Origin of the sequence: Sphingopyxis sp., assembly GCF_050916055.1 — a bacterium.
Classification (GTDB): domain Bacteria; phylum Pseudomonadota; class Alphaproteobacteria; order Sphingomonadales; family Sphingomonadaceae; genus Sphingopyxis.
Window position 1 is genome coordinate 3,258,344 of the sequence record NZ_CP051527.1, and the last position, 22,486, is coordinate 3,280,829.

The 22,486-nt window shown below is 67.3% G+C and carries 16 protein-coding genes; 12 read left to right on the plus strand and 4 right to left on the minus strand.

Translation table 11 applies throughout. From position 1 onward, the window contains the following. Window positions 1-19: 19 nt before the first annotated feature. On the minus strand, window positions 20-1,339 hold the full coding sequence (purD, locus tag HEQ22_RS15960) for a phosphoribosylamine--glycine ligase (protein WP_432768823.1): 1,320 nt from the start codon (window positions 1,337-1,339) through the stop codon (window positions 20-22). Between purD and xseA the strand changes: the two genes are divergently transcribed. The 4 genes from xseA (at window position 1,338) to HEQ22_RS15980 (ending at window position 7,400) form a co-directional block, all read left to right on the plus strand. Then, the gene (gene xseA / locus HEQ22_RS15965) at window positions 1,338-2,777 is read left to right on the plus strand and encodes an exodeoxyribonuclease VII large subunit (protein ID WP_432768824.1); all 1,440 of its coding nucleotides are present in this window, start codon (window positions 1,338-1,340) and stop codon (window positions 2,775-2,777) included. The genes purD and xseA overlap by 2 nt on opposite strands. 80 nt (window positions 2,778-2,857) lie before the next feature. After that, window positions 2,858-3,064 (plus strand): DUF2093 domain-containing protein, encoded by a 207-nt coding sequence (locus tag HEQ22_RS15970; protein ID WP_432768825.1) that lies wholly within the window; start codon window positions 2,858-2,860, stop codon window positions 3,062-3,064. Next, the gene (locus HEQ22_RS15975; RefSeq protein WP_432768826.1) at window positions 3,061-3,981 is read left to right on the plus strand and encodes a M23 family metallopeptidase; all 921 of its coding nucleotides are present in this window, start codon (window positions 3,061-3,063) and stop codon (window positions 3,979-3,981) included. Before HEQ22_RS15970 ends, HEQ22_RS15975 begins: the two co-directional genes overlap by 4 nt. A gap of 221 nt (window positions 3,982-4,202) precedes the next feature. Continuing rightward, the gene (locus HEQ22_RS15980) at window positions 4,203-7,400 is read left to right on the plus strand and encodes a TonB-dependent receptor domain-containing protein (protein ID WP_432768827.1); all 3,198 of its coding nucleotides are present in this window, start codon (window positions 4,203-4,205) and stop codon (window positions 7,398-7,400) included. A gap of 313 nt (window positions 7,401-7,713) precedes the next feature. On the opposite strand, the gene HEQ22_RS15985 is transcribed toward HEQ22_RS15980, so the two are convergent. After that, window positions 7,714-8,739, minus strand: a complete 1,026-nt coding sequence (locus tag HEQ22_RS15985) for a hypothetical protein (protein WP_432768828.1) — start codon at window positions 8,737-8,739, stop codon at window positions 7,714-7,716. Between the two features lie 44 nt (window positions 8,740-8,783). Between HEQ22_RS15985 and HEQ22_RS15990 the strand changes: the two genes are divergently transcribed. The 4 genes from HEQ22_RS15990 to HEQ22_RS16005 all read left to right on the plus strand — a co-directional run bounded on the left by HEQ22_RS15990 (window position 8,784) and on the right by HEQ22_RS16005 (window position 11,112). Further along, window positions 8,784-9,968, plus strand: a complete 1,185-nt coding sequence (locus HEQ22_RS15990) for an aspartyl/asparaginyl beta-hydroxylase domain-containing protein (protein ID WP_432768829.1) — start codon at window positions 8,784-8,786, stop codon at window positions 9,966-9,968. Window positions 9,969-10,087: 119 nt separating this feature from the next. Then, window positions 10,088-10,414, plus strand: a complete 327-nt coding sequence (locus tag HEQ22_RS15995; protein WP_432768830.1) for a hypothetical protein — start codon at window positions 10,088-10,090, stop codon at window positions 10,412-10,414. A 16-nt stretch (window positions 10,415-10,430) separates the two neighbouring features. Beyond that, window positions 10,431-10,781, plus strand: coding sequence for a hypothetical protein (locus tag HEQ22_RS16000; RefSeq protein ID WP_432768831.1), 351 nt, complete (start codon window positions 10,431-10,433; stop codon window positions 10,779-10,781). Between the two features lie 16 nt (window positions 10,782-10,797). Further along, the gene (locus HEQ22_RS16005; RefSeq protein WP_432768832.1) at window positions 10,798-11,112 is read left to right on the plus strand and encodes a hypothetical protein; all 315 of its coding nucleotides are present in this window, start codon (window positions 10,798-10,800) and stop codon (window positions 11,110-11,112) included. Window positions 11,113-11,145: 33 nt separating this feature from the next. Here HEQ22_RS16005 and clpB read toward each other — a convergent pair whose 3' ends face one another. Continuing rightward, window positions 11,146-13,725, minus strand: a complete 2,580-nt coding sequence (clpB, locus tag HEQ22_RS16010) for an ATP-dependent chaperone ClpB (RefSeq protein ID WP_432768833.1) — start codon at window positions 13,723-13,725, stop codon at window positions 11,146-11,148. A gap of 184 nt (window positions 13,726-13,909) precedes the next feature. Beyond that, a complete protein-coding gene (locus tag HEQ22_RS16015) occupies window positions 13,910-15,484 on the minus strand; it encodes a leucyl aminopeptidase (RefSeq protein ID WP_432768834.1) in 1,575 nt (524 codons plus the stop codon). Window positions 15,485-15,633: 149 nt separating this feature from the next. On the opposite strand from HEQ22_RS16015, the gene HEQ22_RS16020 reads away from it, so the two are divergent. The 4 genes from HEQ22_RS16020 (at window position 15,634) to HEQ22_RS16035 (ending at window position 22,472) form a co-directional block, all read left to right on the plus strand. Beyond that, complete coding sequence (locus tag HEQ22_RS16020) at window positions 15,634-17,790, plus strand: acylase (protein ID WP_432768835.1); 2,157 nt, start codon at window positions 15,634-15,636, stop codon at window positions 17,788-17,790. A 99-nt stretch (window positions 17,791-17,889) separates the two neighbouring features. After that, window positions 17,890-20,769 carry a M16 family metallopeptidase gene (locus HEQ22_RS16025; RefSeq protein WP_432768836.1) on the plus strand — a complete coding sequence of 960 codons (2,880 nt, stop codon included), beginning with the start codon at window positions 17,890-17,892 and terminating at the stop codon, window positions 20,767-20,769. Between the two features lie 25 nt (window positions 20,770-20,794). Next, entirely contained in the window at window positions 20,795-21,097 is a 303-nt protein-coding gene (locus HEQ22_RS16030; protein WP_432770895.1) for a hypothetical protein, read from the plus strand. A 190-nt stretch (window positions 21,098-21,287) separates the two neighbouring features. Beyond that, the gene (locus HEQ22_RS16035) at window positions 21,288-22,472 is read left to right on the plus strand and encodes a multidrug effflux MFS transporter (protein WP_432768837.1); all 1,185 of its coding nucleotides are present in this window, start codon (window positions 21,288-21,290) and stop codon (window positions 22,470-22,472) included. Window positions 22,473-22,486 lie beyond the last annotated feature (14 nt).

The following is a 22,486-nucleotide window of genomic DNA, read 5'->3' on the forward strand; positions in this document are numbered from 1 at the left end:
TCCCTGTGTTGGCGTCAGCCTATGCCGACGGCGCCGCGCCGTCCAGCGCGCCCGTGCCCGCTGCCTTCGCCTCGCGCGCGACTTCGCGCCAGCCGATGTCGCGGCGGCAGAAGCCCGAGGCGAAATCGAGCCGGTCGACCGCGGCATAGGCGCGCGCCTGCGCCTCGCTCACGGTGCGGCCGGTCGCGGTGACATTGAGCACCCGCCCGCCCGCCGCGACCACTGCGTCGTCGGCGCGCGCGGTGCCGGCGTGGAAGACGCGCACCCCGCCCGCTTCGGCGTCGGCGATCCCGCGAATGATGCCGCCCTTTTCGGGCGTCGCCGGATAACCGTTGGCGGCCATCACGACGGCGAGCGCATAGTCGCTGGCAAAGGCGGGCGGCGTGGCAGCGGCAAGCGCGCCGGTCGCCGCGGCGTGGAGCAATGCCGCGAGATCGCCGGCGTAGCGCATCATCAGCACCTGGCATTCGGGGTCGCCGAAGCGGGCGTTATATTCGATCAGTTTCGGCCCCGCATCGGTCAGCATCAATCCTGCGAACAGCACCCCGACATAGGGTGTGCCGTCGGCGGCGAGCGCGGCGACGGTCGGGCGGATGATGCGGTCCATCACCTGGGCCTCGAGGTCGGGGGTGAGCACCGGCGCCGGGCTATAGGCGCCCATGCCGCCGGTGTTCGGTCCGACGTCGCCGTCGCCGACGCGCTTGTGGTCCTGCGCGCTGCCGAAGGCGATGACGTCGGCGCCGTCGGACAGCGCGAAGAAACTCGCTTCCTCGCCGGTCATAAACTCCTCGATGACGACTTCGGCGCCCGCGCTGCCAAAGGCGCCGTCGAACATGTCGGCGATCGCGGCGTCGGCGTCGGCGCGTGTTTCGGCGATGACGACGCCCTTGCCGGCGGCGAGGCCGTCGGCCTTGATGACGACCGGGATGCTAAAGCCGTCGAGAACGGCGAGCGCTTCGTCGGCCGAGGTGCAGCGGACATAGGCGGCGGTGGGAATGCCGGCGCGCGCGCACAAATCCTTGGTAAACCCCTTCGATCCTTCGAGCTGCGCCGCCGCGGCGCCGGGGCCGAAGGTCGCGATGCCCAGCGCGCGCAGCCGGTCGGCGAGTCCGGCGACCAGCGGCGCCTCGGGACCGACGACGACGAATTCGATCGCGTTCGCGGCGCAAAAGCCGATCAGGCCGTCCAGATCGTCGGCGGCAATTGCGGCGCATTCGGCATAGGCTTCGATGCCGGGATTGCCGGGTGCGGCATAGAGCTTGGCGCAGCTGGGCGATTGTGCCAACTGCCAGCTGAGCGCATGTTCGCGGCCCCCCGATCCGACCAGCAGGATATTCATGGCAGTCCCTTTTCCCGATCCGGCGTCCGAAACCGACCCCGCGGCGCGGCTGTTAGCCGAGACGGCGCCGGGCGACAATCGGTCTGGTTCCCCGCCCTCCGGCGACAATGTCCCGCCCTTGTCGGTCAGCCAATTGTCGGCAGCGATCAAGCGGACGGTCGAGGACGGCTTCGCACGCGTGCGCGTGCGGGGTGAATTGTCGGGCACGAAACGCGCCGCGTCGGGACATTTCTATGCGGCGCTGAAAGACGACAATGCGCTGATCGACATGGTGATGTGGAAGGGGCAAGCCGGGCGCCTCGCCTTCCGGCCCGAGGACGGGATCGAGGTGATCGCGACCGGCAAGCTCACCACCTATCCGGGGCGCTCGAAATACCAGCTCGTGGTCGACAGCCTCGAGGTGGCGGGCGAGGGCGCGCTGATGCTTTTGTTCGAAAAATTGAAGGCGCGCCTCGGCGCCGAGGGATTGTTCGATCAGGATCGCAAGCAGGATATTCCGCGGCTGCCCGCGGTCATCGGAGTCGTCACATCGCCGACCGGCGCGGTGATCCGCGATATCTTGCACCGGCTGGCCGACCGCTTTCCGATGCGCGTCATTGTCTGGCCGGTGCTGGTGCAGGGCGATGGCGCCGCGGCGCAGGTCGCGAATGCGGTTCGCGGCTTCGACGCGCTAGCACCGGACGGGCCGATTCCGCGGCCCGACCTGGTCATCGTCGCGCGCGGCGGCGGGTCGATCGAGGATCTGTGGGCGTTCAACGAAGAGGTCGTGGTCCGTGCGATCGCCGAGTGCCGGATTCCGACGATCAGCGCGGTCGGGCACGAAACCGACACCACGCTGGCCGACTATGCCGCCGATCGCCGCGCCCCGACCCCGACCGCAGCGGCGGAGATGGCGGTGCCGGTGCGCGCCGAACTGCAGGAACTGCTGGCGACGTGGAACGGGCGGATGATCGGCGCCGCCAACCGCCAGCAGGGTTTGTGGGGCGAACGGCTGACCGCGCTCGCGCGCCACCTGCCGCGGCGCGAGGCGCTTTATGCGCCGCAGCGCCAGCGGCTCGACGACAGCGGCGACCGGCTCGACCGCAGCCAGCGTCATCGCCTGGCAGTGACCGCCGAGCGACTGGCGACGCGCACGGCTGCGTTGCGGCCGGCGCTGCTCGCGCGGCGCTGGGACCGCGACCGCGCGCGGATCGAAGGGCTGGGGCGGCTGCTCGTCGGGCTCGACCCTCGCGCCCTGTTGTCGCGCGGCTATGCGATGGTGCGCGATGCGGGCGGTGCGATCGTCACCACCGCGGGCAAGGCGCGCGGCGCCGGGCACCTCCGCCTGCAATTCGCCGACGGCGAGGTGCCGGTGGCAGTCGGGGGCGACGACCCGTCGCCGCGGCCTGCGCGCAAGCCGGCGCCGCCGCCCAAAAAAGGGCAGGGCGAGCTGTTCTGACGTCGCCGGGGCTGGCCGCGCCGCGCCCGGCTGTTTATAGTGACCGAAATTTTCCGAACCCTCGAACGGACCCAGAACCCATGTTGATCGCCAGCCGCAACCGCCTCGCCCGCCTGCACTACGGACCCAACGGCTTTCGCGTCCTGTCGCCCGGCGACCACGTTTTGTGTGTGGTGACCGGCGCGCCGATCGGGCTCGACGAACTGCGTTATTGGTCGGTCGCGCGGCAGGAGCCCTATGCCACCGCCGCCATCTCGGTGCAGGCTGCGCTCGACAGCGGCGAATGACCAGCGCCGCGCGCCGTTGGCCGCGCCATGCCGCCGCGATGGCGCTGCTCGTGACCGCGGGCAGCTGCGTCCCGCCGCCGGCGGCGCCCGATCCCGCCCCGGTTTCGCGTCCACCGCCGCCAGCGCCCGCGCCGCCGCCGCCCGCCCTGGTGCGCACCCACTTCGCCTTCCGCGGCGTGGCCGAACAGGGCGGCGCCCTCGTCGGGCGGGCGCCCGATACGGCGCAGACGCTGACGCTCGAGGGCCAGGCGGTGCCGCTCGCCGCCGACGGCAGCTTCCTCATCGCCTTCGACCGCGACGCCGCAGCCAACCAGCGCCTCGTCGCGACGCTCGCCGACGGCCGTGCAGTCGAGCGTGTCCTCAACGTCGCCGCGGGCAGCTGGCGGATCGAGCAGATCAACGCTCCCTATCGTGGCAGCGCGTCGAGCGACGCGGAATTCCAGCGCCGCCGCCCCGCTGAACTGGCCCAGATCGCGGCGGCCCGTCGCGTCGATCATGTTACGGACGGCTGGCGTCAACGCTTTCGCTGGCCGGTCACCGGGCGGCTGTCGGGTTTCTTCGGCGCGCAGCGCGTCTATCAGGGCAAGCCGGGCAGCTATCACAGCGGCACCGACATTGCCGTGCCCACGGGGACGCCGTTCGTCGCGCCCGCCGACGGGGTGGTGGTGTTGGCGGCGAGTTCGCCGTTCACGCTCGAGGGCAATCTGCTGATCGTCGATCACGGTATGGGGCTGAACAGCGCGTTTTTGCATTGTCAGCGGATCGACGTGCGTGTCGGCGACCGTGTCGTCCAGGGGCAGCAGCTCGGGACAGTCGGCGCGACCGGGCGTGCGACGGGGCCGCATATGCACTGGGGGCTGAAGTGGCGCGACGCGCGGCTCGATCCCGGCAAGCTCGCGGGGCCGATGGGCGGATAGATCCGGACCGGATCGTAACCGCTGAAACCTTATGTCGCCGGCCCGCGGTTGTTGCAAATACGTCACAATGGCCTGTGAAACCGCCGGAAGGCGGGGAAAATTCCTTTACTCCACATGAATGAAGGGTCATCCCGCACGCTATCGGGGTGACTGACCGTCGGCTTTGCGCCGTCGCAACAGGGGCCCGGGTATCTTAACCACCAGTAGCAAGGGACTGCACTGTGAAGAAAACCCAATATTCTAAGCTGAAGCTTGGCGCCGCGCCTCTCGTATTGAGCGTCGCGCTGGTTTCGGCCCCTGCCTTCGCGCAGGACGCCGAGGAAGGCGCCACCGCCGAATCCGAAATCGTCGTCACCGGCACGCTGATTCGCAACCCCAACCTCGAACAGTCGACCCCGGTCAACGTCACGACCTCGGACACGATCGAACTCAAGCAGTCGAACGTCGCCGAAGAAGTCCTGCGTGAACTCCCCGGCGTGGTCGCGAACATCGGTTCGGCGGTCAACAACGGCAACGGCGGCGCTTCGTACGTCGATCTTCGCGGCCTCGGCTCGACCCGCAACATCGTCCTGTTGAACGGCAACCGCGTCGCTCCGTCGGACGTCAACGGCCGCGTCGACCTTAACAACATCCCGCTCGCGCTGATCGAGCGCGTCGACGCGTTGACCGGCGCCGCGGTGACCACCTATGGTGCCGACGCGATCACCGGCGTCGTCAACTTCGTCACCAAGCGCGATTTTGCCGGCCTCGAAGTCACCGCTTCGAACCAGATCACCGAACAGGGCGACGGCCACATCTTCCGCGTCGACGCCACCATCGGCGCCAACTTCGACGACGGCCGCGGCAACGCGGTGCTGAGCGTCGGTTACCAGCAGGCCGATGCCGTCTATCAGGGCGCACGTCCTTTCTCGGACAACACGCTCGACAGCTATTCGAACACCTTCCTCGGCTCGGGCACCTCGGTTCCGTCGCGCTTCTCGGGCACCCGCGGCCTGACCGGCGGCATTCCCAACGTGATCGCGCAATATTCGCAGACCGGTACGGTCGCGAACCCCGATTTCGACCCGACCCAGCCCCCCAGCGACACGAACCCGGCCACCCTGCCGGTTCTGGCGCTGACCCCGGGCGGCGCGGCGAACGGCGGCGTGCGTCAGGTCAACGGTGCAGGCCAGGCGGTCGGCACGTTCCAGACGTACAACTTCAACCCGTTCAACATCTTCCAGACGCCGTTCGAACGCTTCAACATCTATGGCCAGGCCAATTATGAAGTGTCGGATGCGGTCGAGGTTTATACCCGCGGCATGTTCTCGAAGCAGACGGTGTCGACGATCATCGCGCCGTCGGGTTCGTTCGGCGGCACGGTGACGGTCAACCTCAACAACCCGTTCCTGCCCGCAGCGCTGCGCAATCAGTTCTGCGCGCTCAACACCGCGCCGGTCGTCACCGGCGTCGATGCCAACGGCAACCCGGTGTCAGGCCAGACCGGTTACGACCCGCTGTTCGACCAGGCCGAATGCGACGCGGCTGCCGCTGCGACGGGTCCGGACGATGACGATTATCGCACGGTCACGACCGCGCTGTCGCGTCGTACGCCCGAAGTCGGTCCGCGTATCAGCGATTACCAGACGACCTTCTTCGACTATCGCGTCGGCGCCCGTGGCGGCATCACCGACACGATCGACTGGAACATCGAGGGTGCCTACGGCGAGTCGGAAAACATCCAGACGATCCAGGGCTACACGCTGCAGTCTCGTTTCCGCGAAGCCGCACTGTCGAACGACGGCGTGACCTGCATCAGCGGCAACGCCGACTGCGTCCCCGTCGACCTGTTCGGCCCCGAAGGCTCGATCACGCCGGAAGCGGCGGGGTTCCTTCAGGAAAACAGCACGTCGGTGAACCGCACCTCGCTGGCGCAGGTTCGTGGTATCCTGTCGGGTGACCTCGGCTTCGCTTCGCCGGGCGCGGTGCAGCCGATCGGTTTCGCCATCGGCGGCGAATATCGCAAATATACCGCGCAGCAGGCGTCGGACCTTCTCGCCAAGACCCCGGGTGAACTCGGCGGTGCCGGCGGTGCGGCTCCCGACATCGACGGTGCGTATGACGTGTATGAGGCTTATGCCGAAATCGTCGCGCCGCTGATCGAAGACAAGCCGTTCTTCGAAAGCCTGACCCTCGAAGCCGGTATCCGTTATTCGGATTACAGCATCGAAGGCGCCGGCGGGTACAACACCACCACCTGGAAAGCCGGCGGTAGCTGGGAACCGGGTGCGGGCGTCAAGTTCCGCGGCAACTACAGCCGCGCGGTTCGTGCACCGAACATCGGTGAGCTGTTCACGCCGACCAGCGTCGGTCTGACCAACCTCGGTATCGATCCCTGCGCCGGCGCGGCTCCGAACGGCGACGCCAACCTGCGCGCCGTCTGTATCGCTCAGGGCGCTCCGGCCGGGACGATCGGTTCGATCACCAACCCGACCGCGGCTCAGGCGAACATCACCACCGGTGGTAACCTGAACCTGCAGCCGGAAAAGGCCGACACCTGGACGCTGGGTGTCGTGTTCCAGCCCGACTTCCTGCCGCGCTTCAACCTGTCGCTTGATTATTACAACATCAAGATCAACGACGTGTTGGGCACGCCGCTGCCGGGCGACATCATCGCAGCCTGCTTCGACAACATCGGCGCCGGCAGCGCGACCGACCCGGCCTGTACCTCGATCCGCCGTAACCCGATCACCGGCGGCCTCGACGGCGATCCGGCGACCACCCCGGGCCTGTTCGGTACCACGAACAACCTGGGCCGCCTGTACACCGACGGCTTCGACTTGCTGATGAACTATGGGGCCGACCTTGGCTTCGCCAGCCTCAACTGGTCGTTCGTCGGTAACTGGACGCGCAACTCGCAGTTCAACGCCAACGTCGCCGATCCGGCATCGCTGAACCGCGAATGCGTCGGCTACTACAGCGTGAACTGCTCGTTCACGGGCTCGATCCAGCCCGAGTTCCAGTTCTCGAACCGCTTCACGCTGGGCTTCGACAATGTCGATGTTTCGCTGCTGTGGCGCTGGATGGACGGCGTCGAGTTCGAACCCACCCAGCTTCAGGCCGATATCGACGCTGCTGTCGATGCCGGCACCGATCCGGCCACCGGCTGCCCCGATCCGACGGGCACCGATCCGAACGGTTGCGTCGTCGATCCGCAGTTCCGCAAGATCAAGGCTTCGCATTACTTCGACCTGACGACGCGTTTCAACGTCAGCGAGAATCTGGTGTTCACGGCCACCGTGCAGAACCTGCTCGACAAGAAGCCGCCGATCGTCGGCAACTCGATCGGTTCGACCACTTACAACAGCGGCAACACCTTCCCGTCGACCTACGACGCGCTGGGCCGCCGCTATGCGGTGTCGGCAAAGCTGAAGTTCTAGTCCTTCAGCTCAACCGAAAAGAAAACGGGGGCGGACAGCAATGTCCGCCCCTTTTTCTATGCGCGCGGGAGGCGGGTTGAATGACGGGTTGAGAGCGGACGAAGCGGTCCTCCCCGGAACGGGGAGGGGGACCAGCGAAGCTGGTGGAGGGGCACGCGGTGTCGAGCGCTGCGTACGATCTCCTGTACCCCTCCACCACCCTGCGGGTGGTCCCCCTCCCCCTGTGGGGGAGGATCGGCAAACGCCCCCTTTCGGTCGCTTTCTGTCGAAAACGGCATTCGACTGACAGAACCCCGCGCCTGAAGATTCAGCGTTAGCGGGGCAGCAATTGCTGCGGCAGCGTCAGCACGATCCCGGCCTGGTCGGCGACGACTTCGGCCCAGCCCACCACCTGCTCGATCTCTTCGCCATAGGCGGCCTCGGCGGCGGCCAGGTCGCGCTGGCGTTCGCCGGGCGTGAAGTTCGCACCCGATTTGCTGTTGCGCCCGAGCGCGGGGTGCGCGGCGAGGGTTTCGGGGTCGGCCGCGAGGCCGAGATGGACCATCGCTGCGCGCGCCGCCGCGACCGGATCGGCGGTCAGCGTTTCGCTGTCGAGCGTTGCGATGCGGTCGGGCGCCCAGGCGAGCAGCGCGACGAAGGCCTGCTGCTGCGCCAGCCAGCCGATCGCCGCGACCTGCAGGTCCGACTGGCGGAAATAATCGCGCGGTTCGAATCCCAGCCCGACAAAACCGTCGGCCAGATAGCCCTCAAGCAGTTCGCGGCACCATAGCCGGCACCACATCCCTTTGCGCCCCACCGACAGCAGGAAGGCGCGCAGCGGCGCATAGAGCAGGATCGCCCGCGCTTCGGGCCGCAGGGTCAGCGCGCCGCGCGCCAGCGGGTTGAAGATATTCGACGGCTTGACCACCACCGCCTCGCCGGGCGCGAAGCCGCGCCCGAGCAGCGCGAGCGCGTCGTCCATCACGCGGGCATGGTCGCCGGGTACCGCGCCGCGCCGCCGCCAACCGACCATGTCGTTGAGCAGCACCGGCTCGGACAGGCTGGTCGCGACGCCGGGCTGGTCGAGCAGCTGCGCCAGCATCGTCGAGGCGCAATAGGCCGAGTGGAACAGAAAGTGCAGCGGCGGACTAGGGTCTTCGCGTGCGCCCCGGCAATCGGCCCGGCGGACAATGACGGGCGACTCTTCCTCGCCGAGATGAAGGTCGGTGAGGAACGGGACGGTGGCGCGGCGCTCGCGCGCGACGCGGCGAAAGTGGACGGCGTCGTGCCCCGGATCGTAACGGTGCGCGAGCCATTCGGCGTCGCGCACGATGGCCGAAATGGACGGGGTCGCGCTCATCGATCGACCTTGCCCATTGGCCTGCGCAATGGCAAGCATTGGGCATGGCCAGCCCCCCTCCACCCGCCGCGGCGATCGAAGCGAACCGGCGCGGCATGGCGGCGCTGCAGACGGGCGATGCGGCTGCCGCAGCCACTCATTTCGCCGCCGCCGTCGCCGCCGATCCAACCTCCGGCGCATTGCAGCGCAATCTGGCGTCGGCATGGCGCGCTCTCGGCGACGCTGCGGGCGAGCTGGCCGCGCTTGAGGCGGCGCTTGCGATCGACCGCCGCGACGTCATCGCATGGATCCGCAAGGCAGAACGCCACGAAGCACTGGGCGACAAGGGCGCCGCACTTGCCGCGTGGAGCGCTGCGGTCGCGCTCGGACAACATCTCGACCCGCTGCCGCCGCCGCTGGCGCCGTTGCTAGCGCAGGGGCAGGCCTTCATTGCCGGCGCCACCGACACGATGTTCGCTGCGGTCACCGACGCGCTCGTGCCCCTGCGCAGCACCTTGTCGGAAACCGAAGTCCGCCGCGGCGACGCCTTCGTCGCGACAGCGCTCGGACGTCGCCAGACATATCGCAACGAATGTGCGGGGCTTTATTACCCTTTCCTGCCTGCGGACGAATTTTTCGATCGCCATCATTTCCCGTGGATGGCGGCGATCGAGGCGCAGACCGATGCGATTCGCGCCGAACTGCTGGCGCTGCTCGACGATCCGGGCGAGGCGCTGCGCCCCTATGTGCGGATGGAGGCGGGCAGCCCCGACACGATCTGGACGCCGCTCGATGGCCAGCTGGAGTGGGGCGCCTGCTTCCTGTGGGAATATGGCGAGCCGAACCAGCCGGTGCTCGATCGCTGCCCGGCGACCGCGGCGGCGCTCGCGGCAGTTCCGGGCGCGCGGATTCCGGGGCGGGCGCCAAGCGCCTTCTTCTCGATGCTGAAACCGCACACGCGCATCCCGCCGCACACCGGGGTCACCAACACGCGCGCGATCGTCCACCTGCCGCTGATCGTCCCGCCGGGCTGCGGCTTTCGCGTCGGCGGCGAGACGCGGCCATGGCAGGAGGGCAATGCTTTCGCTTTCGACGATACGATCGAGCATGAGGCGTGGAACGACAGCGATGCGTTGCGCGCCGTGCTGATCTTCGACGTCTGGAACCCGCATTTGAGCGCCGGTGAGCGCGATCTGCTGACGCGTTATTTCGCCGCCGCCGACGCCTCGGGCTTTGCCGTTCCGCGCTGAGCCACCGCCGGTCGGCCACCATCGGTCCTTGGCCGAAATTCCGCTTGGCGAAGCTGGGGGCTGCGACTTATGATGCCGGCTTGTCGCCGCCCGCCACAAGGGTGGCCAGGAGGATCGCCATGACCCGATTTTTTCCGGCCCTGATCGCTGCTTGCCTGATCGCGTCGCCGGCGGCCGCCGACGAGGGCGCGGCCATCGATCGCGCGCCGCCGACCCAGCCGCCGTCGGCGATGACCCCGACCGAGATCAAGGCGTATAATGAGGGACTGGCGCAGACCCATCCCTTTTATATCAAGTGCCGCAAGACACTCGAGATCGGCTCGCTGGTGAAGAAGAACCGCGTCTGCCACACCAACCAGCAGTGGAAGGTGGTGAGCGAGAAGGGCAATCAGAACGCGCGCGACACCGCCGAGGCGATGACGAGCAAGGCTGGCAATTCGAACTGAGCGGGCGGAGGGGGTGATGCGCAACACGGCCATGCTGATCGCGCTGGCGGGAATGATCGCGGTACCGGCCGCGGCGAGCGAAGAGACCGTCATGGCGCGGGTGCCGTCGGAAATGAGCGGCGCCGAAATCGATTCCCACAACCAGGGTCTGGCGGCGACCGCGCCCGGCTATATCCGCTGCCGCCGGATCGAGCAGATCGGCTCGCTGGTCAAAAAACTGCGCGTCTGCAACACCAACCTTCAGTGGAAGCGGCTCGCCGACAAGGGCAACCAGGACGCGCGCGATTCGATGGAAATGCTCGCGCGCGGCTGGAGCAATTCACAGGAACCCCAGGATCAATTGATGCCGGCGAACCAGCCGCAATAACGAAAGGCCTCTCCCGATGTTGCATATCCTCACCGCCCTGGCGCTCGCCGCCGCCCCCGCGGCCGCCGTTCCGGCCGACGACCGCACGCCGCCCGACAAGGCGCCGTCGGCAATGACGAACAGCGAGATCAAGAAATATAACGAGGGGCTGGCGATGACCCATCCCTATTACATCAAGTGCCGCAAGATCGAGGAAAGCGGCTCGTGGGTCAAAAAGGCGCGCGTGTGCCGGACCAACGAGCAGTGGAAGCAGGCGTGGGCGCAGGGCAACCAGAATGCGCGCGACACCGCCGAAGCGATGACGAACGCACCGGTCAACCACAGCAATTGAACCCGCACCGCAACGAGAGCGGGCTGATCCGGATCAGCCCGCCGTCAGCACCAGCGCGCCGTCGCCTTCGTCGACCTTAACCGTCGATCCGTCGGGCACCTCGCCCTTCAGGATCAGGTCGGCGAGCGGGTCCTGCACATATTTCTGCACCGCGCGCTTGAGCGGGCGGGCGCCATAGACGGGATCGTAGCCGACGCGGCCGAGCCACGCGCGCGCCGCATCGGTGAGGTCGAGCGTCACCTTGCGGTCGGTCAGCAGCTTCTGCACCCGCGCGACCTGGATATCGACGATACCGCTCATATGCTGCTGGGCGAGCCGGTTGAAGAGGACGATCTCGTCGAGCCGGTTGAGGAATTCGGGCCGGAAATGCGCGCGCACGACGTCCATCACCGCGGGTTCGGCCTGCTCGACCGGCGCGTCGTCGGGCAGCGCGGCGATCGCCTGGCTGCCGAGGTTGGAGGTCAGGATGATCAGGGTGTTCGTGAAGTCGACCGTGCGGCCCTGCCCGTCGGTGAGGCGGCCGTCGTCGAGCACCTGGAGCAGGATGTTGAACACGTCCGCATGGGCCTTTTCGACCTCGTCGAACAGCACGACCTGATAGGGGCGGCGGCGCACCGCTTCGGTGAGCGTCCCGCCCTCCTCATACCCGACATAGCCCGGCGGCGCCCCGACCAGCCGCGCGACGCTGTGCTTTTCCATGAATTCGGACATGTCGATGCGGACCATCGCATTGTCGTCGTCGAACAGGAAGCGCGCGAGTGCCTTGGTCAGCTCGGTCTTGCCTACCCCTGTGGGGCCGAGGAAGAGGAAGCTGCCGAGCGGGCGGTTGGGGTCCTGAAGCCCGGCGCGCGAACGGCGCACCGCGGTCGAGACGGCGTGGACCGCATGGTCCTGGCCGATCACCTGCCGGGCGATCGTGCTTTCCATCGCGAGCAGCTTTTCGCGCTCGCCCGCCAGCATCCGGTCGACCGGGATGCCGGTCCACTTGCTGACCACCGCGGCGATGTCGTCGGCGGTGACTTCCTCGCGCAGCATCGCGTTGCCCGCCGCAGCTTCGGCGTCGGCCAGCTGCTTTTCGAGCCCGGGGATGGTGCCGTAGCTGAGCTCGCCGGCTTTCGCGAGATCGCCGGCGCGCTGCGCCTGGTCGAGCGCCGAGCGCGCGGCGTCGAGCTCTTCCTTGATCTTCGCCTCGGCGTGGATCTTGTCCTTTTCGGCCTGCCACCGCTGGGTCAGTTCGGCCGACTGCTGCTCGAGGTTCGCCAGATCGGCACGCAAGGTCGCCAGCCGGTCTTTCGACGCGGCGTCGCTTTCCTTGCCGAGCGCCGATTCCTCGATCTTCATCTGGATGATCCGGCGGTCGAGCGTCTCGATCTCCTCGGGCTTCGATTCGACCTCCATGCGGATGCGGCTCGCCGCCTCGTCCATCAGGTCGATCGCCTTGTCGGGCAGGAACCGGTCGGAAATATAGCGATGCGATAGCGTCGCGGCGGCGACGATCGCGCCGTCGGTGATTCGCACCCCGTGGTGCAGTTCGTATTTTTCCTTGATGCCGCGCAGGATCGAAATCGAATCCTCGACCGTCGGCTCGCCGACGAACACCGGCTGGAAACGCCGCTGGAGCGCGGGATCCTTTTCGACATGCTTGCGATATTCGTCGAGCGTCGTCGCGCCGATGCAATGCAGCTCGCCGCGCGCGAGCGCGGGCTTCAAAAGGTTCGACGCATCCATCGCGCCCTCGCCCTTGCCGGCGCCGACGAGCGTGTGCATCTCGTCGATGAACAGGATGATCTCGCCCGCCGCGGCCTTGACGTCGTCGAGCACGCCCTTCAGCCGCTCCTCGAACTCGCCGCGATATTTGGCGCCGGCGATCAGCGACCCCATGTCGAGCGACAGCAGGCGGCGATCCTTCAGGCTGTCGGGCACGTCGCCGTTGACGATGCGCAGCGCGAGGCCTTCGGCGATCGCGGTCTTGCCGACCCCGGGTTCGCCGATCAGCACCGGGTTGTTCTTGGTGCGGCGCGCGAGGATCTGCACGGTGCGACGGATTTCCTCGTCGCGGCCGATGACCGGGTCGAGCTTGCCCTCGCGCGCGACTTCGGTGAGGTCGCGGGCGAATTTCTTGAGGGCGTCATACCGGTCCTCGGCCGACGCCGTGTCGGCGGTGCGGCCGCCGGTCAGCTTGGCGATCGCGGCATTGAGCGCCTCGGGTTTGACGCCGGCATCGGCAAAGACCTTGCCGACCGGGGTGCTCGGCGCGAGCACCATCGCGAGCAGGATATTCTGCACCGCGACGAATTCGCCCCCGGCTTTGGCGGCGACCTGTTCGGCCTGGTCGAGCAGGCGCACCGCATCATTGTCGAGCCCCGGCGTTTGCTGGGCGCCCGATCCCGATACGGCAGGCACTTTGGCGAGCAGCGCGTCGATACCCGCGACCGCGCGCGCGGTATCGCCGCCGCTTTGCGCGATCAGCCCGGCGGCCATGCCCTGATTATCTTCGAGCAGCGCCTTGGCGATATGCTCGGGCGCGATCCGCTGATGGTTCATGCGGATCGCGATCGTTTGCGCGGCTTGCAGGAAGCCCTTGGCGCGGTCGGTGAATTTTTCGAGGTTCATAGCGAAAGCCCCTTTCTTATCCGGCAAGATAGTGTTGCCATTGTGCAACACAAGGGGGAGCGAGAATCCGTTTCAAACCGTAAAAGCCGTCGCGTCCCCGCGAAGGCGGGGACCCATCTCCGATCGGTTCAAAATCGCGCCGACCGGAGATAGGCCCCTGCCTTCGCAGGGGCACGGCTGGTTTTTATTCCCCTTCGCGTGCCAGCTGATCGAGCAGGCGCACGCCGAAGCCCGACATGCCCTTGGGCACCAGCGGCAACGCCGTGTCGGCCTGATTGACCCCGGCGATGTCGAGATGCGCCCACGGCGTCGTTTCGGCGACGAAATAGCCGATGAAATGCGCGCCGATGCTGGCGCCCGGACCCGCGCCGGGGGCGATGTTGCGCACGTCGGCAATGTCGGATTCGATCTTCTTGGCGTAATTCTTGTGAAGCGGCATGCGCCACAATTCCTCGCCGCTCGCGGTCCCGGCGGCGAGCAGTTGTGCCGCCAGCGCGTCGTCGCGGGAAAACAGGCCGGCATATTGGCTGTCGAGCGCGCCGACGATCGATCCGGTGAGCGTCGCGATATTGACGATCGCGCGCGGTTTATATTTGTCGGCGACATATTCATTGGCATCGGCGAGCACGAGCCGGCCTTCGGCGTCGCTGTTGAGCATTTCGATCGTCTTGCCCGACATCGTGCGCACGACGTCGCCGGGACGTTGGGCGTTGCCGCCCGGCATGTTTTCGGCGAGCGCCGCGACCGCGACGACATGCACCGGCGCGCGCGACTTCGCGAGCGACAGCACCGCGCCCATCGTCGAGGCGGCGCCCGACATGTCGCCCTTCATGTCCCACATGCCCGCGCCGGGTTTCAGCGAGATGCCGCCCGAATCGAAGGTGATGCCCTTGCCGACGAAGGCGAGCGGCGCGGCGTCGCTGCCGGCGCCGCGATAGCGCACCGCAAGCAGGCGCGAACCGCGCGGGCTGCCCTGGCCGACGCCGACCAGCGTGCCCATGCCGAGCCGGCGCATCGCCGTCTCGTCGAGCACCTCGATCGTGACCCCGGCGGTGCCGGCGAATGCCTCGCGCACCCGCGCGACGAAGCTTTCGGGATAGATGACGTTGGCGGGTTCGTTGGCGAGGTCGCGCGACAGCCGCACGCCGTCGGCCAGCGGTTGCCAGCGCCCGGCAAAGGCCGCCGCGGCGGCGGCGGGATTGGCGCCGACCAGCGTTACCGTGCCGGTCGGCGGCGTCTTGCGGTCGACGGTCTTGTAGCGGTCGAAGCGATATTGGCCGAGCGCGAACCCGTAAGCGACATCGGCGGCGCTGGCGTCGCCAAAGGCGCCCGCGACCGCGATGGCGCGGGCCTCGCCCTTCAGCTCCTGCGCCGCCTTGCCGCCGGCCTCGGCCAGCGCGAGCGACGTCGGGGTCGCGCCGGTGCCGACCAGCAGGATGCGCGGATATGCCCCGATCCCGCGCAGCGACAGCGTCGCCCCCGCCTTGCCGTCGAACTCGCCGGCGGCGACCGCGGCAGCAATCGCCTGACGCTCCGCCGCGCCGAGGGCTACCCCGTCGAGCGGCGGCAGCGTCGCGTCGGTCATCACGATCACCAGCGCCGCGCCCGCGGGCGCCTGCGCCGCAAAGCGGATCGTCCGTTCGGCGCTGTTCGCCGCGGTCGCCGGGACGACCCCCGATCCGGTCACGCCCTGCGCGAATGCGTGGGGCGTCGCGGCAAAGGACAGGCAGGCGGCAAGGAGCAGGCTTTTGGTTCGCATGATGAATTTCCCCGTTTTCGCAAAATCGATTCCCCTGCATAGCGGCCCGGCGCGGCGCGGCAAATTCGGCTCGACGAACGACAGCCGCTTGCCTTCGAGCGACAGGCTCGCCACAAGCCTCGCGGGCGCCGTGCCGAAGAGGACCGAAGATGCTGCGACGGATTTTGCTGGGTTTCCTGTTGTTGCTGGTGGTCACCGCCGCGTCGCTCGCGATATGGGAGCCGCTGACCGCCGAGGCGCCGGCGGCGCCGGCGTTCAAGCCGACCGACGTGCGCATCGCGCGTGACAAGTTCGGCGTCCCGCACATTTTCGGCAAGACCGACGCCGACGTCGCTTATGGCGTCGCCTATGCCCATTCCGAGGATGATTTTTCGACCCTGCAGGAAGTGCTGGCGATGACGCGCGGGCGCGCCGGGGCGATGCTGGGCGAGGATGGCGCGAAGATCGACTATGCCGCGGCGCTGATCGATGCCCGCGCGACGACGGAGCGCGACTGGCCGCGGCTGCCCGCCGATGTGCGGGCGCTGTTCACCGCCTATGCCGCCGGGCTCAACCATTATGCCGACAAGCATCCCGGCGAAGTGCGGCTGTCGGGTCTGTTCCCGGTGACCGGCGAGGATGTCGTCGCGGGCTTCGTGCTGCGTTCGCCCTTTTTCTTCGGGCTCGATTCGGTGCTGGGCCAGCTCGTCGAGGGCAAGGACATGTACCGCGAAGGCGGCCCCGAACTCGACGCGACCGGCAAGCTGGTGCCGCGCGCCGACACCCCGCTCGGCAGCGATCCGGCCGACAATGGATCGAACGGCATGGCGGTCGCGCCGGCGCGCTCGACCGACGGGGCGACCCGGCTGGTGTCCAATTCGCACCAGCCGTGGACCGGCGGCGTCGCCTGGTACGAACTCGTCGTTCACAGCGAAGAGGGATGGGATTTCGCTGGCGCCAACTTCCCCGGCTCGCCCTACCCCTTCCTCGGCCACAACAAGTATCTCGGCTGGACCAACACGGTGAACCGGCCCGACCTGATCGACGTCTATAAGCTGGTGCTCGACGACAGCGGCGCAAACTACCGCTTCGACGGGGCGTGGCGGCCGCTCGAGCAAAAGCGGGTGTGGCTGAAGGTGAAGTTCGGGCCGTTCGTCGTCCCGGTGCCGCGCACCGTCTATCGCTCGGTCCACGGGCCGGTGGTGAAGAATGAAAAGGGCGCCTTTGCGATCCGCTATGCCGGGATCGACCAGTCGGCGATGGTCACCCAATATTACCGGCTGAACAAGGCGAAGGACTTCGCCGAATGGCGCGCCGCGATGGCGGGGCAGGGCGTGCCGGCGACCAATTTCCTCTACGCCGACGCCAAGGGCAATATCGGCCTCTTCTATAATGCGATGTTCCCCGACCGGCCGGCGGGCTACAACTGGCGTGGGGTGCTGCCCGGCGACACGTCGCGCGACCTGTGGACCAAGACGCTGCCGTTCGAGCGCGTGCCGGCGCTGGTCAATCCGCGCTCGGGCTATGTCATGAACGCGAACAACACGCCCTGGGTCGCGGCGGGGCCGGGCGACGAACTCGACGCGGCGGCCTTTTCGCCGTTGCTGGGGATCGAGGACGACATGACCAACCGCGCCACGCGGCTGATCGAATTGTTCGAAGCGTCGGGGCAGATCGACGAGGCGCGGCTGAAGGCGATCAAATATGACACCGCCTATGCCAGGACCGGTTATGCCAAGGCGTGGATGGACCGGCTGCTCGCGCTCGACACCCGGAGCGATCCGGCGCTGCGCGAGGCGCAGGACCTGCTGCGCCGCTGGGACTGGAACCTCGACGGCAGCGGCAAGGGCGACGCGCTGGCGCTGATGGTGCTGCGGCCCGCCAACGGCAGCCATTACCAACGCCGCGCCGCGCCCGACCCGCGCACCGTGCTCAATGAAACGGTGACGCATCTGCAAGAGCATTTCGGCGGCATCGATCCCCGGCTCGGCACCGTGCTCCGGCTGCGCCACGGCGAGGGCGCGTATCGCGTCGACCTGCCGCTCGACGGCGGCAACGACACGGTGCGCGCCTCGACGCTGTGGGACGCCGAACCCGATGGGCGGCTGAAGGTCCGCCACGGCGACAGCTTCGTCATGTTCGTGACGTGGGACAAGGACGGCCGCGTCCGCTCCGAATCGATCCAGCCCTTCGGGTCGGCGACGACGCGTCCGGCCAGCCCGCACTACAATGATCAGGCGCCGCTGTTCGTCGCGCACAAGCTGAAGCCGGTGCTGTTCGATCCGGCGGCGCTGACGGCGAGCGGGGCGCGATTCTATCGGCCTTGAAAGCCGCGCCCGACTGTCCTAAACCATTGATACAGTGCCGTCCGGCACGCGGACTTCCGCGGACATTTTCCGTCTGCCTGTAAGCCAAGAGGATGCTTCATGCCCCGTTTCCACCGTTTCGCCCTCGCTCTGGCGGCCACCACCTCGCTGGTCGCCGCCGGCCCCGCGCTCGCCCAGGCCAAGGCGGCCGATCCGGCGCCGATCGCCGATCTGGTGAAGGCGGTCGACATTCCTTACGAAGCCTTCACCCTCGACAACGGCCTGCGCGTGATTGTGCACGAGGACCGCAAGGCGCCCGTCGTCGCGGTGTCGGTGTGGTACCGCGTCGGATCAAAGCATGAGCCGAAGGGCAAGACGGGCTTTGCGCATCTGTTCGAACATCTGATGTTCAACGGGTCGGAAAATTCGCCCGGCGACTTTTTCGAACCGCTGCAACAGGTCGGCGCGACTGACTTCAACGGCACGACCAACGTCGACCGCACCAATTATTTCGAGACCGTGCCGACGGGCGCGCTCGACCGCGCGCTGTTCCTCGAAAGCGATCGCATGGGGCATCTGCTCGGCGCGGTGACGCAGGAAAAGCTCGATAACCAGCGCGGCGTCGTCCAGAATGAAAAGCGCCAGGGCGACAACAATCCCTATGGCCTGCTGCGCTACGAGATTTTCGAAAATCTCTTCCCGACCGGCCACCCCTATCACCACAGCACCATCGGTTCGATGGCCGACCTCAATTCGGCGAGCCTCGACGATGTGAAGGGCTGGTTCAGCGACAATTACGGCCCGAACAATGCGGTGCTGGTGCTCGCCGGCGACATTGACGTCGCGACCGCGAAGACGAAGGTTGCCGAATGGTTCGGCGACATTCCGCGCGGCCCCGAAATTGCCGCGCCCAAAACCGCGGTCCCGACGCTGCCCGCGCCGCTCGCGAAAGAGGTCAAGGACCTGATCCCGACGACGCGCCTCTATCGCATGTGGGCGATCCCCGGCCTCAACGATGCCGAGTCGGTGCCGCTGCAGATGGCGATGGGCGTGCTCGGCGGCCTGTCGTCGTCGCGGCTCGACAATGCGATGGTGCGCAAGGACCCGGTCGCGGTCAGCGTGTCGGCGTTCGCCCAGTCGTTCGAGGATGCCGGCATCCTGCTCGTCCAGGCCGATGTGAAGGACGGCGTCGACCCGGCGGTGGTCGGCCAGCGGCTCGACGCAGAGATCGCCAAGTTCCTGGCCACCGGCCCGACCGCCGACGAATTGCAGCGCGCCGCAGCGAGCTATCTGGCGGGGTCGATCGCCGGGCTCGAATCGGTCGGCGGCTTCGGCGGCAAGGCCGTCGCGCTGGCCGAGGGGGCGCTCTATTCGAACGATCCCGGCTATTACAAGGTCGAGCTGGAACGGCTGGCCAAGGCGACCCCCGAGCAGGTGAAGGCGGTCGCCAACAAATGGCTGTCGCGCCCGGCCTTTTCGCTGACCTACACCCCCGGCGAACGCACCGAGGGCGGCGAGAATCGCGGCGGTGCGGTGATCGGCGGCAAGGTCGCCGCCGCGGTCGAGCCCGATCGCTACTGGAACCCGGCGCTCGGCGATGTCGGTCCCGACATGGGGCTGGGCACGGCGATCGCCGACCGCTCGCAGCTGCCCGCGGTGACCGACCTCAAGGCGCTGGACTTCCCGGCGATCGAGCGCGCCAAGCTCAAGAACGGCATCGAGGTGGTGTTCGCGCATCGCTCGACGGTGCCGACGGTCAATGTCGCGGTCAGCTTCGACGCCGGCTATGCCGCCGATCCGCACAGCGCGCTCGGCACCCAGTCGCTGATGCTCAGCCTGATGGACGAGGGCACCAAGAGCCTCGATTCGATCGCCTTTGCCGAGGCGAAGGAACGGCTGGGGGCGCAGATCGACGGGTCGGCCAATTCGGACGAAACGGTGTTCAGCCTGTTTGCGCTGAAGCCCAACCTCGCGCCGTCGCTGACCTTGCTCGCCGACTATATCCGCAACCCCGCCTTCGACGCCAAGGAGCTGGAGCGGGTGCGCGCGCAGCAGCTCAACCGGCTGAAGTCCGAGCTCAACAATCCCAACGCGATCGCCTCGCGCGTGCTGATGCCGGTGCTTTATGGCGCCGAGCATCCCTATGGCATTCCGCCGTCGGGGCTGGGCGATGCCAAGTCGGTCGCCGCGGCGACGCGCGACCAGCTGGCCAGCTTCCATTCGACCTGGGTGCGCCCCGACCTCGCGACGATCTTCGTCGTCGGCGACACGACGCTGGCCGAGGTGACGCGCCAGCTCGACGCGGCGTTCGGCAACTGGAAGGCCCCCGCGACTGCGAAGCCGACCAAGCATTTCGAGATTGCGATCCCCAAGCCGCAGCCGCGCATCCTGCTCGTCGATCGGCCGAAATCGCCGCAGTCGGTGATCCTTGCGGGCAAGGTTATCGATGCCAAGGGCAGCGACAAGCTGGAAGTGCTGCGCTCGGCGAACGACATCTTCGGCGGCGACTTCCTGTCGCGCTTCAACATGAACCTGCGCGAGACCAAGGGCTGGTCGTACGGCGTGCGCACGCGCATCTCGGCCGACAAGGACCGGCTGGCGTGGGTCATCGCGGCGCCGGTGCAGGCCGATCGTACCGGCGATTCGATCAAGGAGCTGCGCAGCGACCTGACCGCTTTCCTCGGCGACAAGGGCGTCACCGCCGCCGAGCTCGAGCGCACCGTCAACGGCAGTGTGCGCGAATTGCCGGGCAGCTTCGAAACCTCGGGCGACGTGCTCGGCGGGTTGCGCGCGATCGAGAAGTTCGGCCGCCCCGACGATTATTACGAAACGCTCGCCGCCACCTATGAGGCGATGAAGGCGCCCGAGGTCGACGCCGCGGCGCGCGCGACCTTCAGCTCCGACGACCTCGTCTATGTCGTCGTCGGCGATGCCGCGGTGGTGAAACCGCAGCTTGACGAATTGGGTCTTCCGGTGGAAACGGTGTCTCCCGCTAATTAACATCAGTTTCAGTAGGAGAGATATGATGGCCCAAGTCGATGGCAGCTATGAGTGCGTAACCAAGTCCCCGATGGGCGACCAGAAGTCGGTGTTCACCGTCGCCAGCGACGGCGACAGCTTCACCGGGCAGAACGCCGGGGCGATGGGTTCGCTCGACGTCCAGAATGGCAAGGTCGACGGCAACAAGCTCAGCTGGACGATGGATATGAAGGTGCCGATGCCGATGACACTCGAATGCGAGGCGACGATCGACGGCGACGCGCTGACCGGCACGATCAAGGCCGGTGCGTTCGGATCGATGGCGATGACCGGCACCCGCCAGGGCTGAGCCGTCCTTCATCTAAATGCGAAGGGCCGTTCCGCAAGGAGCGGCCCTTTTGCATTGCATAGCAATACCTTTGCCCTGCGCGCGTTGAGGGGGTGTTCAAAACGGCGGCTTGGGAGCATAGCCTGCTGCAATGCACAAACCGGCTGAATCTCCGCAGCGAAGCCTGCCCAGCGCGCGCGAAATGGTGGTCATGATGGCGATGGTCATGGCGCTGAATGCGCTCGCCATCGACTCGATGCTGCCCGCGCTGCCTGCGATCGGCGAAGGGCTGGGGGTCACGGTCGCCAACGACCGGCAATATGTCATCTCGGTCTATCTGCTCGGGATCGGCTTCGGCTCGCTGGTCTATGGCCCGCTGTCGGACCGCTTCGGGCGCAAGGGCGTGCTGGTGCCGGCGCTGTTCGCCTATATCGCCTTTTCGATCGGCTGCGGGCTCGCGACGAGTTTCCCGATGTTGCTGGCGCTGCGTTTCGGCCACGGGCTGGTCAGCGCCGCGCTAGGGGTGATCGTCATCGCGGTGATCCGCGACCTGTTTTCGGGCGACGCGATGGCGAAGCGGCTGTCGATGATCTTCCTCGTCTTCATGATCGTGCCGATCATCGCGCCGACGCTGGGCGCGGGGATCGTCGCGATCGCCGACTGGCGCGCGATCTTCATCGTCCTCGCGCTGATGGGCGGCGTGATGCTGCTCTGGCTGCGCCGGCTACCCGAAACGCTCGATCCCGCCGACGTCCGGCCGCTCGACCTCAAGACGATGTGGGCCGGCTGGGCGACGGTGACGCGGCATCGCCGCGCCGCGGGTTACATGATCGCATCGGGGATGATGCAGGGATCGCTCTATGGCTATCTCAACAGCAGCGAACAGATCATCGACGAGGTGTTCGGCGCGCAAAGCTGGTTCCCGCTGATCTTTGCCTGCGTCGCGATCGGTATCGCCATCGCCAATTTCTCCAATGCTGCGATCGTCGAGCGGTTCGGCGCGCGGCGCGTGTCGCAGACCGCGGTCTTCGCCTTCATGGCGACCTCGATCGCGCAGATTTTCGCGGCGACCAGCGGCGCCGAGACGCTGGGGATGTTCACCGCGCTGATGATGGTCAACGTCGGGCTGATCGGCTTTATCGGCAGCAATTTCGGATCGATCGCGATGGAGGATTTCGGCCACATGGCGGGCATCGCGTCATCCTATCAAAGCTTTGCCAAGACACTGCTCGCCGCGGTCGTCGGCGCGACGATCGGCCAGCAATATGACGGCACGACGCTGCCGCTGGCCTATGCGTTCCTGATCAGCGCCGTGGTCGGGCTCGCGCTGGTCTATTGGGCCGAACGCGGCCGCCTGTTCACCCGGCCCGGGACCGCGCCGAAAAACCCGTTCTGACCGCGCCAAAAAAG

What these genes read in the sequence shown, in the direction of transcription:
- xseA (WP_432768824.1), top strand. Translation starts at nt 1,338, where the DNA reads ATGGCAGTCCCTTTTCCCGATCCGGCGTCCGAAACCGACCCCGCGGCG.
- purD (WP_432768823.1), bottom strand. Translation starts at nt 1,339, where the DNA reads ATGAATATCCTGCTGGTCGGATCGGGGGGCCGCGAACATGCGCTCAGC.
- HEQ22_RS15970 (WP_432768825.1), top strand. Translation starts at nt 2,858, where the DNA reads ATGTTGATCGCCAGCCGCAACCGCCTCGCCCGCCTGCACTACGGACCC.
- HEQ22_RS15975 (WP_432768826.1), top strand. Translation starts at nt 3,061, where the DNA reads ATGACCAGCGCCGCGCGCCGTTGGCCGCGCCATGCCGCCGCGATGGCG.
- HEQ22_RS15985 (WP_432768828.1), bottom strand. Translation starts at nt 8,739, where the DNA reads ATGAGCGCGACCCCGTCCATTTCGGCCATCGTGCGCGACGCCGAATGG.
- HEQ22_RS15990 (WP_432768829.1), top strand. Translation starts at nt 8,784, where the DNA reads ATGGCCAGCCCCCCTCCACCCGCCGCGGCGATCGAAGCGAACCGGCGC.
- HEQ22_RS15995 (WP_432768830.1), top strand. Translation starts at nt 10,088, where the DNA reads ATGACCCGATTTTTTCCGGCCCTGATCGCTGCTTGCCTGATCGCGTCG.
- HEQ22_RS16000 (WP_432768831.1), top strand. Translation starts at nt 10,431, where the DNA reads ATGCGCAACACGGCCATGCTGATCGCGCTGGCGGGAATGATCGCGGTA.
- HEQ22_RS16005 (WP_432768832.1), top strand. Translation starts at nt 10,798, where the DNA reads ATGTTGCATATCCTCACCGCCCTGGCGCTCGCCGCCGCCCCCGCGGCC.
- clpB (WP_432768833.1), bottom strand. Translation starts at nt 13,725, where the DNA reads ATGAACCTCGAAAAATTCACCGACCGCGCCAAGGGCTTCCTGCAAGCC.
- HEQ22_RS16015 (WP_432768834.1), bottom strand. Translation starts at nt 15,484, where the DNA reads ATGCGAACCAAAAGCCTGCTCCTTGCCGCCTGCCTGTCCTTTGCCGCG.
- HEQ22_RS16020 (WP_432768835.1), top strand. Translation starts at nt 15,634, where the DNA reads ATGCTGCGACGGATTTTGCTGGGTTTCCTGTTGTTGCTGGTGGTCACC.
- HEQ22_RS16025 (WP_432768836.1), top strand. Translation starts at nt 17,890, where the DNA reads ATGCCCCGTTTCCACCGTTTCGCCCTCGCTCTGGCGGCCACCACCTCG.
- HEQ22_RS16030 (WP_432770895.1), top strand. Translation starts at nt 20,795, where the DNA reads ATGGCCCAAGTCGATGGCAGCTATGAGTGCGTAACCAAGTCCCCGATG.
- HEQ22_RS16035 (WP_432768837.1), top strand. Translation starts at nt 21,288, where the DNA reads ATGATGGCGATGGTCATGGCGCTGAATGCGCTCGCCATCGACTCGATG.